Origin of the sequence: Spirillospora sp. NPDC048911, from assembly GCF_043198015.1 — a bacterium.
Taxonomy (GTDB): Bacteria; Actinomycetota; Actinomycetes; order Streptosporangiales; family Streptosporangiaceae; genus Spirillospora.
This window is the reverse complement of record NZ_JBICUD010000001.1, coordinates 1,115,155-1,128,316: the sequence shown is the minus strand read 5'-3', so window position 1 is coordinate 1,128,316 and position 13,162 is coordinate 1,115,155. Positions and strand designations below refer to the sequence as shown.

Below are 13,162 nucleotides of genomic sequence, written 5' to 3'. Positions count from 1 at the left end.
CGGACGGAGGCAAAGTTAGGCGGCGGGCTGGACGGGAAAGTGCAGCGTATGGACCACTCGGAGACTCCCGTACTGGACGCGCTCGCCGGATACCACCGTCGAGGCGAGACTCCCTTCACCCCGCCCGGGCACAAGCAGGGGCGTGGGGCCGACCCGCGCGTGCGCGAGGCGCTCGGTGACGCGGTCTTCACGCACGACGTGCTGGCCGTCTCCGGGCTGGACGACCGGCGGTCGACGCACAAGGTGCTGGAACGGGCTCAGGAGCTGATGGCCGACGCCGTCCACGCGGAGCAGACGTTCTTCTCGACCTGCGGCAGCTCCCTGTCGGTCAAGTCGGCCATGCTGTCGGTCGCGGGCCCCGGCGAGAAGCTGATCATCGGCCGGGACGCGCACAAGTCGGTGATCTCGGGGCTGATCCTCAGCGGGGTGCGGCCGATCTGGGTGGAGCCCAGCTGGGACGCCGAGCGCAATCTGGCGCATCCGCCGTCGCCCGAGGCGTTCGCGCGACGGTTCGAGCAGCATCCCGACGCCCGTGGCGCGCTGGTGACCAGCCCCACGCCGTACGGCACCTGCGCCAACCTGGCCGAGATCGCCGAGGTCTGCCACCGGAAAGGCAAGCCGCTGATCGTGGACGAGGCGTGGGGCGCGCATCTTCCGTTCCACCCCGATCTGCCGTCATGGGCGATGGACGCGGGCGCGGACGTCTGCGTGACCAGCGTCCACAAGATGGGGAGCGGCCTTGAACAGGGCTCGGTCTTCCACCAGCAGGGGAACCTGGTCGATCCGACCGTCCTGAAGGCCCGTGAGGACCTGCTCGGCACCACGAGCCCGTCCGTGCTGTTGTACGCGGGCCTGGACGGCTGGCGGCGCCAGATGGTCGAGCACGGCCACGAACTGCTGCAGGCGGCCCTGGATCTGGCCGCCGACGTGCGCCAGGAGATCGAACGTCTGCCCGGCATGCACGTCAACCGGGACGAGTTCGTCGGCCCCGGCAAGGCGTTCGCCCTGGATCCGCTCCAGGTGATCATCGATATCTCCGAGCTCGGCGTGCTCGGCTACCGGGCGGCGGACTGGATCCGGGAGCACCACCACATCAACCTGCACCTGTCCGACCACCGGCGGATCAGCGCCCAGCTGACGTACGCCGACGACAAGGACACGGCCGCCACCCTGCTGACCGCGCTGCGCGACCTCGTCGAGCACGCGGCCGAGCTGCGGGGAGGGCCGGAGGTGAAGGTCGCCGATCCGGACGAGCTGCAGCTCGAACTGGTCGTCCTGCCCCGCGACGCCTTCTTCGGACCGGCCGAGCAGGTGCCCGCCGGCGAGGCCGTCGGGCGGATCAGCGCCGAGATGCTGACGCCCTACCCGCCGGGCATCCCGGTCGTCCTGCCCGGCGAACGCATCACCGCCCCCGTCATGGACTACCTGCGCAGCGGCGTGGCCGCCGGAATGGTCGTGCCGGACGCAGCCGATCCCGGCCTGGACAGCGTCCGGGCCTACATCGAGTCCTGACTCCTCGGCATCCCCTCGGGTTGAGCGGGTAAGGGCTCCGCCACGCGGCAAGGAGGTGGTTCCAGTGGCCAAGAAGACGACGCCTGGCGGCAAGGCGACCGAAGCAGAGGTGCCTGCCGAGATGACGGCTGATGACAAGGCGGCGGGCGAGAAGGCCGCCGGTGACAAGGCGGCGGGCAAGGGCGCGCAGCCGCAGGAGGGACGGCAGGAGAAGCCTCCGGAGAAGCCGACGCAGATCGGCCTGCGGGGCTGGTGGGGCGTCGCCAAACGAACCGCGACGGAGTTCCAGAAGGACAACCTCGTCGACTGGGCCGCCGCGCTTACCTACTACGGCATCCTGTCTGTGTTCCCCGCCCTCATCGTCGTCGTCTCACTGGTCGGGATGTCCGGTGTCTCCGGCACGCAGACGCTCGTGGACAACGTGCGGCAGCTCGCACCGGGGCAGGCGCGGGACACCGCGGTCAGCATCATCCAGAGCCTGGAGGGCACCGCGCCGACGGCGAGCGTCTTCGCGGCCATCGGCCTGGTCGTGGCGCTGTGGTCGGCGTCGAAGTACGTCGCGGCGTTCATCCGGGCGGTCAACGCGATCTACGAGATGCCGGAAGGGCGCCCGCTGTGGAAGCTGGCGCCGCTGCGGCTGGCGCTGACGCTCACCATGGTCGTGCTCCTCGGCGCCAGCGCGCTCGCGGTCACGTTCACCGGCCGGTTCGCCGAATGGGCGGGCGACCTGCTCGGCCTGGGCTCGGCCTTCGTGACGATCTGGGGCATCGTCAAGTGGCCGGTCATCCTGCTGGTGGTCATGGTCGCCATCGCGACGCTCTACTGGGCGGCGCCCAACGTGCGGCAGCCCGGCTGGCGCTGGATCACGCCGGGCAGCGCCTTCGCGATCCTGGCGTGGATCGCCGCCTCGGCGGTCTTCGCGCTGTACGTGGCGAACTTCGGCTCGTACAACAAGACCTACGGCGCGCTCGCGGCGGTCGTCATCTTCCTCGTGTGGATGTGGGTGTCGAACGTGGCGATCCTGCTGGGAGCCGAACTCGACGCCGAACTCGTCCGCGCGCGGCGCATCGAGGAGGGCGTGCCGGAGGACGCCCAGCCGTACGCCGAACCGCGCGACACCCGCAAGATCGATGACATGGACGACCGCGAAGGCGGCCTCGGCAAAGTCTGACGGGTCCGGGTCCGGATCCGGGGCCGGATCCGGGCTTGGGTCCGGCTCTAGCGGATCTGGATGTAGTCCTCCAGCCGGGCCACCGCGAAGCCCTGCTCACGGACGCGCTTGAGCAGGTTGGTGAACATCTGCGTCATGGTCTTGCCCTTGAGCTCGGCGGGACCGCGGAAGTGGGCCAGGATGATGTCCCCCGGCCGCAGGCGTTTGTCCGGTTCGCCGTACTGCATGTTCTTGATCTGCATGGCCTCGCGCCACATCACGATCGCGCGGACTCCGCACTTGATGGCGGCCGCCTGGGTGCTGTCGCCGTACCGGCCGTACGGAGGGCGGAACAGTACGGGGCGCGTCCCGTACCGCTTGGCGAGGATCTTCTGCTGGCCGCAGATCTCCTGCCGCTGCCCCTCCTCCCCGATCCGCCAGGCACACCAGCAAACAAATCCCTCGGAACCATCTCCCATGCAGCATTCCGCCAGGCCTCCCCCGATGCCCACCCATTCCATGATCTACATGGCGAAAGGTATCGCTGGGAGACGCCGGACGGGATACGCGGGTGGTACCAATCGCGGACGATCACTGGGCGGCGGCGGCCAGCTCGTCCAGCAGGCGGGCCGCGACCTCGGCGGCGGGGGCGTCCACCGCCAGGCGGAACGACTCTCCCGCCCACAGGTTGACGGCGTCGGCGTCCCCGCGCGCCGCCGCGGCCTTGCGCAGCGGCGCGGTCAGGTAGTGGACGTCCGGGTACGCGACGGGCGCGTACGCCGAGTGCTCGGACATGAACCGGTTGACCAACCCGCGCGCGAACCGGCCACTGAACGCCCTGGTCATCGCGGTTTCAGTGAACCTCGGATCGGCCAGCGCGGCCTTGTGCACGGCGCTCGCACCGCTCTCCGGGCATCGCAGGAACGCGGTGCCGAGCTGCGCCGCGTCCGCGCCGAGCGCGAGGGCCTCGGCGACGTGCGCGCCCGTCGCCAGCCCGCCCGCGGCGAGCAGCGGCAGGTCGGTCGCCGCCCGTACGGCCGGCAGCAACTCCCGCAGCGGCGTGTCTCCGGCGTCGGTGAACGTGCCGCTGTGCCCGCCCGCTTCCTTCCCCTGAACGCACAGCGCGCCGGCCCCCGCCACCGTCGCCGTGTGCGCCTCGGGCACCGAGGTCACCGTGACAATCGTGATCACGCCCTTCTCCCGGAAGGCCGCGAGCACCTCGGGATCCGGGCAGCCGAACGTGAAGCCGACGATTGCCGGCGGATCGGCCAGCAGGTCGGCGATCTTGGCGTCCCAGTCATCGGAACGATCGCCGGCCGCCCCGAGCTCGACGCCCAGGCGTTCGGCCTCGGGGACGAGCCGCTCCCGGTAGGCCGCGACCGCCGCCTCGTCCACACGATCGTGCGACGGCATGAAGAGGTTCATCCCGAACGGCCGGGAGGTGGCCTTCCGCGTCCGCTCGATCTCCTCGCGCATCCGTGCCGCCGGCTTGTACCCGGCGGCCAGGAAACCGGTGACGCCGGCCTCGGACACGGCCGCGACCAGCGCGGGGCCCGACGCCCCGCCCGCCATCGGGGCCTGCACGACGGGGCTCGCGAGCACTTCGGACAGCACCTGCGCTTCGGACGGTTCGGTCACACGTCCAGTGTCTCCGATGAGGTGGCCGCCCTCTGAAACCGGTCCGCCAGAGTCCGCAGGTGATCGACGAGTTCGGCGGGCTCGATCACGCTGAAGCCGAAGCCGAGATTGCCCAGAAACGAGGCGAGGTCGTGGATGTCGTCGGCGCCCGCGATGAAGAGGCAGGAGGTCTCGTCGATGGGCTCCAGCATCCCCGCCTCCGGCGGGAGCCGCTCGGTGGCGGCCGCCAGCGGGACGTGCAGGCGGATGCGCGCCTGATGGCTCCGCGCCCTGGAGCTCACACCCCGCAGGACGTAGGCGGCGGCGTCGCCCTCGGGCGGCTCGCGCGGCGCGAACCGCGGCCCGTTCGGCGTTCGCAGCCGCATCCGGTCCACCCGGAACGTCCGCCAGTCCTCCCGGTCGGTGTCCCAGGCCGCCAGGTACCACCGGCGGCCGGTGTAGACGAGCCGGTGGGGCTCGGCCGAGCGCACGGTCGGCGAGCCCTCCTGGGTCAGGTAGTCGAACCGGAGGGTCTCGTGATCGCGTACGGCGGAGGCGATGCCGGTCAGGGTCGCCGCGTCCACGCCGGGACCGCGCCTCGCCACCGACACCGTCGCGGCCTGCACCGAACTCAGCCGGCGGCGCAGCCGGGACGGCAGCATGCTTTCGAGCTTGGCGAGCGCCCGGACCGAGGTCTCCTCCATGCCCTCGACCGTTCCCGCCGCGCTCGTGCTCAACGCGACGCCGACCGCGACGGCCTCCTCGTCGTCGAGCAGCAACGGCGGGAGCTGGGCGCCCGCGCCCAGCCGGTAGCCGCCGGCGGTACCGGTCGTGGAATGCACCTGGTAGCCGAGGATGCGCAGCCGTTCGATGTCGTTGCGCACCGTCCGCGTCGTCACGCCGAGCCGGCCGGCGAGGTCGGCACCCGACCATTCGCGCCGGGCCTGCAGCAACGAGAGGAGCTTCAGCAGCCGTACGGACGTCTCCAGCATCCGCCAATCCTGCAGCATCGGGCGTTCACGCGGGTTGGCAAGATGGGCGTATGCGAATTCTGCTGCACTACGACATGGACCACAGCGAGCCTGGCCTTGACGTGGTGAGCTGCCCCGAAGAGGACGACGAGCGGCTGTACGAACTGCTGCCGGAGACCGAGGTTCTCTGGCACGTGCTGCGTCCTTTCACCGCCGCCGATATGGACAGGGCTCCGAAGCTGAGGCTCATCCAGAAGCTCGGTACCGGCGTGAACACCATCGACCTGGACGCCGCCACCGAACGCGGGATCGCCGTGGCCAACATGCCCGGCCAGAACGCGCGGGCCGTCGCGGAGACCTCGCTGCTGCTGATGCTCGCGGCGCTGCGGCGGGTCGTCACGTTCGACCGGCTCACCCGGGAAGGACGCGGCTGGCCCGCCAACCCCGGGCTGGTCGGCGGCGAGATCGCGGGCCGTACGGTCGGGCTGCTCGGCGGCGGCGAGATCGCCGGGCTGCTGCGCGGCATGCTGGAGGCGATGGGCGCGCGGGTCCTCTTCACGTCGCGAACGCCGCGGCCCGACGACCCGGCCTGGCGGGAGCTGGACGATCTGCTGCGGGCCAGCGACATCGTCTCGGTTCACATCCCGCTGACCGATGAGACCCACCACCTCCTGGACGAACGCAGGCTCGCGCTGCTCCCGTCCGGGGCCGTCGTCGTCAACACCGCCCGCGGCGCGGTGATCGACGAGGCCGCGCTGGTCGAGGCGCTGACGTCCGGGCAGCTCGGCGGCGCCGGGCTCGACGTCTTCGAGGAGGAGCCGGTCAAGGCGGCGAACCCGCTGCTGGCCCTGGACAACGTGGTCGTCATGCCGCACGTGGCCTGGGTGACGACCGAGACATGGCAGCGCTACTTCGCCGTGGCGACCGAAAACGTCCGCCGGCTGGCCGCCGGGGAGGAGCTCCTCCACCGGGTGCGCTGATCAGCGTTGTGGCTGCTTTCCGAGGGACGCCAGGACGAAGTCGACGGCGGCGGCCGCGTGCCGGGCGGGCTCGGCGGCGATGCGCGGGCGTTCCCGGCCGGGGGTGAGCACGATCGCGCTGAGCACCCGTCCCATGATCGCGTCGATGACCAGATCGGGCGGGGTCGCGGCGGGCAGCTCGCCGCGTTCGACGGCGGCCCGGACGAGCTCGCGCGCCGCGTCGAAGCGGGCCCGCGCGATGGTGAGCACCGTCTCGTCGAAGAGCGGCGGGTAGAGCGAGGCCTCGATCAGGACGCGCGGCAGCACCAGCGCCTTGGGGCCGACGAACATGTCCACGACCTGCTCGGCCATCAGGATCAGGCAGCCGCGCAGGTCGGCGGGGTCAGCCCAGTCGGGCGGCGGCTCGGCCAGGAGCTCCAGCGCGGCGGCGAGGAGGCGTTCCTTGTCGGGCCAGCGGCGGTAGAGCGCCGCCTTGCCGACGCGGGAACGGCGGGCGACGGCGTCGAAGCTGAAGCCCGCCCAGCCGAGCTCCCCGTACACCTGCAGGGCCGCCCCCAACGCCCGCCGGTCGATGCCGGGGTCCGGCGGGCGGCCTTTGCGGGTCGCAGAGGCAGGACGGCTCGCGGGCTCAGCCACCGGGCAGCAGCACCGGCTTGACGACCTTCCCGGACATCGAGTCGGCCTCCGCCTGGTTGATCTGGTCGAGCGGATAGGTGGTGATGAGCCGGTCGAACGGGAACCGTCCCTGGCGCCAGAGCTTCACGAGCCTGGGGATGAAGAGCTGCGGGACGGCGTCACCCTCGATGATCCCCTTGACCGTGCGGCCCATCAGCAGCAGCGACGGGTCGAACCGGTACTCCTCGCTGCCGACGCCGACGAGGCCGCAGACGCCGGTCGTGCGCAGGGAGGCGACCGCGGCGGAGACGATGGACGGCACGGCGGTCGTGTCGAGGGCGTACTGGACGCCCTCACCGCCGGCGATCCCGCGGATCTGCCCGGAGAGATCGGCGTCCGCGCCGTTCAGCGTGTGCGTGGCGCCGAGTTCGCGCGCCAGATCGAGCCGGGACTCGTGCAGGTCGACCGCGACGATCGTGGTGGCGCCCGCGACGTGGGCGGCCATCACCCCCGCGAGACCGACCGCGCCCGCGCCGAAGATGGCGATGGTGTCGCCGGCCTCCACGCCGAGCGAGACCAGTACGGACGCGGCGCCGGTCTGCATGCCGCAGCCGAGCGGGCCGAGCCGTTCCAGCGGCACGTCCGGATCGATGGTCACGGTGTTGCGCACAGTGGCGAGCGCGTGGGAGGCGTAGGACGACTGCCCGAACCAGCGATTGCCGACCGCCACGCCCTCCGCGTCATGCGCACGCGGCACTCCGTCCAGCGGCAGCGACAACATGTTGAGCTCGGCCATCTTGACGCAGTTGCCCGGACGGGCGGCGCGGCAGTTGGTGCAGGCCCCGCACGAGTCGATGGACAGCACGACGTGCGCGCCCACCGCCACCTCCGTCACGCCCGGCCCGACCGCCTCGACGATCCCGGCGCCCTCGTGGCCGAGGATGACCGGCTTGCCGACCAGGTCGCCGGGCACCCGGCCGATCAGGTCGGTGTGGCACATCCCGGTGCCGACGATCCGGACGAGCACCTCGCCGGGACCCGGATCGGCGAGTTCGATCGGCTCGACGGCGTACGGGCCGTCGGCGGCGCGCAGCACGGCGGCGTCGATGCGCATCTCGGTCAGCCCTTCAGGGAGTAGCGGACGGGCAGGCGCTTGAGGCCGCCGACGAACGTGGTGGCCACGCTCTCAGGCTCCCCCGCCAGCTCGATGGAGTCGAGCCTTGGCAGCAGTTCCTCGAAGAAGGCGCGGACCTCCATCCGGGCCAGTGCGGCGCCCAGGCAGTAGTGGACGCCGAAGCCGAACGCCAGGTGCTTGTTCGGGTCGCGGCCGACGTCGAAGCGGAACGGATCGTCGAAGACCTCTTCGTCGCGGTTGGCCGACGGGTACGACAGCAGCAGCGACTCGCCCTTGCGGATCGTCACGCCGCGCAGCTGGTAGTCCTCGGTCGCGGTGCGCATGAACTCCTTGACCGGCGTGACCCACCGGATCATCTCGTCCACCGCGTACGGCATCAGCGCGGGGTCGGCGCGCAGCCGGTCGAGCTGGTCCGGGTGCTCCATCAGCGCGTGCAGGCCGCCGGAGATCGTGGAGCTCGTGGTGTCGTGCCCGGCGGTGGCGATGATGACGTAGTACGAGGCGGTGTCGAAGTCGTTCAGCGGCTCGCCGTCGACGCGTGCGTTCGCGATCGCCGAGGCCAGGTCGTCGGTGGGCTCGGCGCGGCGGGCGGCGGTGAGCTCCTGGAAGTAGGCGAAGAAGTCCAGAAGAACGGCGAGCTGCTCCTCCGGGGTGGTGCCGCGCCGCATGTCGGAGTCGTCGCCGCCGAACAGCTCCTGGGTGAGCTTGAGCATCCGGTCGAAGTCCGACTCGGGCAGCCCGAGCAGCGAAAGGATCACGTACAGCGGGTAGTGCACGGCGACCTGCTGGACGAAGTCGCACTCCTCGCCGTACTCGATACTGCCCGAGGGGGGTCGACCCCCCACGCCCCCCGCCGCGGCTACGCCGCGCTCACACATGCGGTCGACATACCGCCTGGCGAGCTCCTTGACCCTGGTCTCCAGGGCGCGCATCGCCTTCGGCCGGAACCAGTCGGCGCCGATGGCCCGGATCACGCGGTGGTCCGGGTCGTCCATGTGGACGAGCGTGCGCAGCGCGATGCCCTGCTCGGCGCGCTCCCGGTTCATCGCGTCGTACTCGGCGGTGCCGAGGATCGGGCGCGGCGCGTTCAGGAAGATCGCGTGGTTGCGCTCGATCTCCATGATGTCGGCGTGCTTGGTGACCGCCCAGAACGGGTTGTAGCCCGGCGGGTCGGCCACCCAATGCACCGGCGACTTCCGCCGCAGCAACGCCATGGCGTCGTGGAAACGCCCTTCGTCGGTGTACGAGCGCGGGTCGGCGAGCGCGCGGCCCGCCTCGTCCACGGTCAGGCTCATGGCGTCCCCTTTTCCGGACGGATTCCGTCTGAAAGGACGCTAGTAAGCAAACTCTTACCGGTCAAGCTCTTCGGTGATCATCAAGCATGGTGGAGCGCGCTGCCGGACCGCCACTGGTTCCAGCTCAGCTGCCAGTAGCTCCAGCCGTTCGTCCACGGCAGCCGGCGCGCGGTGCCCTTGACGTCCACGACATCACCTCGCTGCGCGATCCCGAAGAACCACTGCGACCCGTCCGGCGTCGTCCGCACACACCCGTGGCTCTGGTTGGAGACTCCCAGAAACTGGAACTGCCCGTTGCTCTGATGGACGTACTCGCCAGAGGCGCTGATCCGCACCGCCCAGTTGACCATCACGTCCCAGCCGTTGTTCTTGTCCTTGGGGTCGATCCCCGACCCCTCCGACGTCATGCGCTCCACCCGCTTCTTGTCCATGACCAGGTGCACGCCACTAGCGGTGAGGAAGATGTCCTCGCCATTGACGGTCTTGCCACCAGCCCCCAGGCTGACCGGAAGCGTGCGGATCACTCGCCCGTCCCTGCGCACAGTCATCCGATGCGTCCGCGCGTTGACCGAGCTGATCTGCGCCGCTCCCACCGCGAACCGCCGCGAGACGTCCGCCGCGCCGTACACGCCCTTGGCCGCGGCGACACCGGTGAGCCGCGCAGTAAGCCGCACCTTCTGATGCGCAGGCCAATACCGCTTCGTCCGATAGATGACCCGCGTGGAGCTCACCCACCGCCACGCGCCCTCCACGGGCTTCTGCGCCTTGACCTCCAGCGCCCGCTCGACAACGGCACGATTGGTCACCGGCCGGTTGAACGTGACGATGATCGGAGCGCCCACACCGATCCGCTCAGAGCGATCGCTCATCGGCGTGATGTCAGCGATGCCGAAGGTCTTCGCAGGCTTCAGGGTGCGAAAACGACTGGTCACCGTAGTGGTCTTGCCACCCTTCCCGGTGGCCTTGGCGGTCACCTCGTACGCCGCGTCCGGCTTCAGCCCACGGCTCGCCCGCCAGCCCGTCCTATCGGCCGTGAAGCCGCCCGCGACGACCAGCCCGCCGCCGGTCCGGACCGTGACCTCGGCCAGCGTGCCACCACCCGCCGTCACGGCGACCCGGCTGTCGGGACGCACCCGCGACGTCCCGTCACCCGGGGTGACGGTGAGCGAAGGCGCCCCGTCCTTCCCGGAAACGGTGCCGCCGCCGGGCTTGGAGCCTCCGCCACCGCAACCCGCCGCGGTGGCCAGCGTGAGCAGGGCCGCGACCGCGGCCGACCTGAGTCTCAATGCGTCTCCTGGGGGTGATGAGCAAAGGGGGCACTATGTATTGCCCGCTCGCCCATATTTGTTTCACTCCGAAGAGTGACCAGGGTGACGGCTCCGACCAGGGATGAGACTTTCAGATGTTGGTGAAGGTGCCGTGGCGGCCTGCGCCGGAGGCGAAGCGGGCGGCACCGGTGATGGCTTCGTGGAGGGCGTTGGTGCCGTGGGTCAGCTCGTTGGCGAGGGCTTCTTCTTCGGAGAGGCCTGCTTGTTCCAGGGCTGAGAGGCGGTCTCCGCGCATGCAGGTCTGGGGGAAGCGGGCTATGTCGGCGGCCAGCTCTTCGGCTGCCTGACGGGCCGTGCCGGGCGGGACGAGGCGGTTGGCCAGGCCGATGTCGTACGCCTCTTGGGCGGGGACGGGGCGGCCGGTGAGGATCAGGTCCATGGCCCGGCTTTCGCCGATCAGGCGGGGAAGCCTTAGGGTTCCGCCGTCGATCAGCGGGACGCCCCAGCGGCGGCAGAACACGCCGAACGTCGCGTCCTCTTCGACCACGCGGAGGTCGCACCAGAGGGCCAGCTCCAGGCCGCCCGCGACGGCGTGGCCGGATACGGCGGCGATGACCGGCTTGGACAGCTTCATGCGGGTCGGGCCCATCGGGCCGTCGGCGGGGAGGGGGTCCACGCGGTTGCTTCGGGTGGAGCCGATGGCTTTGAGGTCGGCTCCGGCGCAGAACGTGCCGCCCTCGCCCCAAAGGACTGCCACGGAGGCGGCGTCGTCGGCGTCGAACGCGCGGAACGCGGCGGCCAGTTCGGCCGCTGTGGGCCCGTCGACCGCGTTGCGGACCTCGGGCCGCGACAGGATGACGGTGGTGACGGGGCCTTGGCGTTCCGTGCGGATCACGCGGGTTCCTTCCGGTCGTCGATGAACGCCCCTGCCACGAGTTCCTCGAATCGGTCGAGCTCTTCGGCGGGGGCGTCGATGTCACGTAGGGGGTTCGGGGCGGCTAGGTGGTTTCGGGCGTATAGGTGGGCTACCAGTGCCTTGCGGTCGTTGTCCGCCTGTTCCAGGAGCAGGGCGGCCGCGTAGACGTCCGCCATGTATTGGGCCAAGGGGAAGAGGCGCGCTTCTGCGGTGGTGGTGTCTAGGCTCTGCCAGCGTTTTACTGCTTGGCGGAGGTTTGCGATTCGTTCGTTCACCAGGGTGTCGTCGGCGTTGGCGACGGCTTGCTCCAGGCGTTCGAAGAACGGCTCGTGGGCCTGCTCGCGGAGCATGGCGCGGCGGACGTCCAGGCAGAGGATGTTGTCCCCGCCCTCCCAGATGGGGTTCACCTGGGCGTCGCGCAGGATCCGCGCGACCGGCCACTGTTCGATGTAGCCGTTGCCGCCGTGGATCTCGATGGCGTCGCTCGCGGCCGTCACGCCCAGGCGCGCCGCCCGCAGCTTGATGAGGGGGGCTCCGATGCGCAGCCGTGGTTTGCTGAGATAACCGTCGAACACCATCGCCTGCACGGCCTCGGTCTCCACGATCAGCTCGGCCAGCTTGCGGCGCATCAGCGGCTGGTCGTACAGCGGCGCTCCGAACGCCTCGCGGGCACGGACGTAGCAGAGTGCCTCGACCAGCGACCGGCGGGCACAGCCGAGGCCCATCATCGAGATGCCCAGTCGCGCGCCGTTCGTGAGCTCCATCATCCGGGAGAGCCCCTTGCCGTCGCCCTTCGCCTCGGGCGCCAGCAGGAACGCCTCGGCGTCGGCGAACTCGATCTCGCCTGAGGCCACCGAGCGTGTGCCCAGTTTGTCCTTGAGCCGCCGGATCTTGATGCCGTTGCGCGAGCCGTCGCGTCTTTCTCGGAGGATCAGGAAGGGAGAGATCCCTCGCACGCCGTCTTCGGCGCCTTCCGTCTTGGCCAGCACCACGAACGCGGAGCCGTTGGCGTTCGATGCGAACCACTTGAAGCCGTTCAGCCGCCAGGCGTCGCCGTCGCGGGCGGCGGTCGCCTCCAGCGCGCCCAAGTCGGAGCCGCCCGAACGTTCCGTCAGCATCTGAGCGGCCTCGCCGGAGAACATCCCGGCTGAGAACAGCTCCCTTACCCGCGCCTTCACGTCCTCCGGTGCGAAGAGCTCGGTCAGCCCCACGACCATGTCGCCGCCCGTCCCGAGGGCGCACGCCATTCCGATGTCGGCCTGATCGAGCATGTAGCTCCACGCCACCGCCATCGGCGCCGGGTCGACTCCCGCGGCTTTCGCCTCCGCGACGAAGTCCGGACGCGTGAAGCCCGTCGCCACCAGCTCGCGTCGTGCGGCCTCGAACGAGGGGGGCATCACGACCTCGCTGATGTCCCGTCCCCACCGGTCGTACTTCTCCAGGCGCGGCGGATTGCGGTCGGTCTCCTCGGCCCACCTGGCGACCCGTCCGCCCATCAGTTCGCCGAGGGCCGTCAGCCGGGGCTCGGCCCAGGCCAGCCCTTCGGCCCCGAGATATCGCCGCATCAAGAATTGCAACGACGGGTCGGACGTCCACCAGTTGAGGCCGACGGCCCCCTGGTAGCGCTCCGTCGCGTACCGCCGGGCCTTCTCGGGTGTGCCGAACGGAAGCCGGTCGACCGGTTCGATCAGATACGAGGCCAT

General features: G+C 70.5%; 12 protein-coding genes. 3 read left to right on the top strand and 9 right to left on the bottom strand.

Annotated features, from left to right (window positions below; genetic code table 11):
• Positions 1–48: 48 nt before the first annotated feature.
• On the top strand, positions 49–1,512 hold the full coding sequence (locus tag ACGFNU_RS05225; RefSeq protein WP_392590333.1) for an aminotransferase class I/II-fold pyridoxal phosphate-dependent enzyme: 1,464 nt from the start codon (positions 49–51) through the stop codon (positions 1,510–1,512).
• Positions 1,513–1,576: 64 nt separating this feature from the next.
• On the top strand, positions 1,577–2,683 hold the full coding sequence (locus tag ACGFNU_RS05220; protein WP_392590331.1) for a YihY/virulence factor BrkB family protein: 1,107 nt from the start codon (positions 1,577–1,579) through the stop codon (positions 2,681–2,683).
• 47 nt (positions 2,684–2,730) lie between these two features.
• On the opposite strand, the gene ACGFNU_RS05215 is transcribed toward ACGFNU_RS05220, so the two are convergent.
• The 3 genes from ACGFNU_RS05215 to ACGFNU_RS05205 all read right to left on the bottom strand — a co-directional run bounded on the left by ACGFNU_RS05215 (position 2,731) and on the right by ACGFNU_RS05205 (position 5,271).
• Positions 2,731–3,141, bottom strand: a complete 411-nt coding sequence (locus tag ACGFNU_RS05215; RefSeq protein WP_392590329.1) for a polysaccharide deacetylase family protein — start codon at positions 3,139–3,141, stop codon at positions 2,731–2,733.
• Positions 3,142–3,253: 112 nt separating this feature from the next.
• Positions 3,254–4,300, bottom strand: a complete 1,047-nt coding sequence (locus ACGFNU_RS05210) for an NAD(P)H-dependent flavin oxidoreductase (protein ID WP_392590327.1) — start codon at positions 4,298–4,300, stop codon at positions 3,254–3,256.
• Complete coding sequence (locus ACGFNU_RS05205; protein ID WP_392590325.1) at positions 4,297–5,271, bottom strand: helix-turn-helix transcriptional regulator; 975 nt, start codon at positions 5,269–5,271, stop codon at positions 4,297–4,299. Before ACGFNU_RS05205 ends, ACGFNU_RS05210 begins: the two co-directional genes overlap by 4 nt.
• Before the next feature lie 50 nt (positions 5,272–5,321).
• Here ACGFNU_RS05205 and ACGFNU_RS05200 point away from each other — a divergent pair, with 50 nt between their 5' ends.
• Positions 5,322–6,230: an NAD(P)-dependent oxidoreductase gene (locus ACGFNU_RS05200; RefSeq protein WP_392590323.1), complete on the top strand. Its 909-nt coding sequence runs from the start codon at positions 5,322–5,324 to the stop codon at positions 6,228–6,230.
• Here ACGFNU_RS05200 and ACGFNU_RS05195 read toward each other — a convergent pair whose 3' ends face one another.
• The 6 genes from ACGFNU_RS05195 to ACGFNU_RS05170 all read right to left on the bottom strand — a co-directional run bounded on the left by ACGFNU_RS05195 (position 6,231) and on the right by ACGFNU_RS05170 (position 13,162).
• A complete protein-coding gene (locus ACGFNU_RS05195; protein ID WP_392590321.1) occupies positions 6,231–6,866 on the bottom strand; it encodes a TetR/AcrR family transcriptional regulator in 636 nt (211 codons plus the stop codon).
• Positions 6,859–7,959, bottom strand: coding sequence for an NAD(P)-dependent alcohol dehydrogenase (locus ACGFNU_RS05190; RefSeq protein WP_392590320.1), 1,101 nt, complete (start codon positions 7,957–7,959; stop codon positions 6,859–6,861). The genes ACGFNU_RS05195 and ACGFNU_RS05190 overlap by 8 nt, the downstream gene beginning before the upstream one ends.
• A gap of 5 nt (positions 7,960–7,964) precedes the next feature.
• A complete protein-coding gene (locus ACGFNU_RS05185; protein WP_392590318.1) occupies positions 7,965–9,275 on the bottom strand; it encodes a cytochrome P450 in 1,311 nt (436 codons plus the stop codon).
• Between the two features lie 80 nt (positions 9,276–9,355).
• On the bottom strand, positions 9,356–10,561 hold the full coding sequence (locus ACGFNU_RS05180) for an Ig-like domain-containing protein (protein ID WP_392590317.1): 1,206 nt from the start codon (positions 10,559–10,561) through the stop codon (positions 9,356–9,358).
• A 112-nt stretch (positions 10,562–10,673) separates the two neighbouring features.
• The gene (locus tag ACGFNU_RS05175) at positions 10,674–11,438 is read right to left on the bottom strand and encodes a crotonase/enoyl-CoA hydratase family protein (protein WP_392590316.1); all 765 of its coding nucleotides are present in this window, start codon (positions 11,436–11,438) and stop codon (positions 10,674–10,676) included.
• Positions 11,435–13,162 carry an acyl-CoA dehydrogenase family protein gene (locus tag ACGFNU_RS05170; protein ID WP_392590314.1) on the bottom strand — a complete coding sequence of 576 codons (1,728 nt, stop codon included), beginning with the start codon at positions 13,160–13,162 and terminating at the stop codon, positions 11,435–11,437. Before ACGFNU_RS05170 ends, ACGFNU_RS05175 begins: the two co-directional genes overlap by 4 nt.

Coding starts and splice junctions, on each gene's coding strand:
- ACGFNU_RS05225 (WP_392590333.1), top strand. CDS start 49: ATGGACCACTCGGAGACTCCCGTACTGGACGCGCTCGCCGGATACCAC.
- ACGFNU_RS05170 (WP_392590314.1), bottom strand. CDS start 13,162: ATGGCCTCGTATCTGATCGAACCGGTCGACCGGCTTCCGTTCGGCACA.
- ACGFNU_RS05200 (WP_392590323.1), top strand. CDS start 5,322: ATGCGAATTCTGCTGCACTACGACATGGACCACAGCGAGCCTGGCCTT.
- ACGFNU_RS05215 (WP_392590329.1), bottom strand. CDS start 3,141: ATGGGAGATGGTTCCGAGGGATTTGTTTGCTGGTGTGCCTGGCGGATC.
- ACGFNU_RS05185 (WP_392590318.1), bottom strand. CDS start 9,275: ATGAGCCTGACCGTGGACGAGGCGGGCCGCGCGCTCGCCGACCCGCGC.
- ACGFNU_RS05190 (WP_392590320.1), bottom strand. CDS start 7,959: ATGCGCATCGACGCCGCCGTGCTGCGCGCCGCCGACGGCCCGTACGCC.
- ACGFNU_RS05205 (WP_392590325.1), bottom strand. CDS start 5,271: ATGCTGGAGACGTCCGTACGGCTGCTGAAGCTCCTCTCGTTGCTGCAG.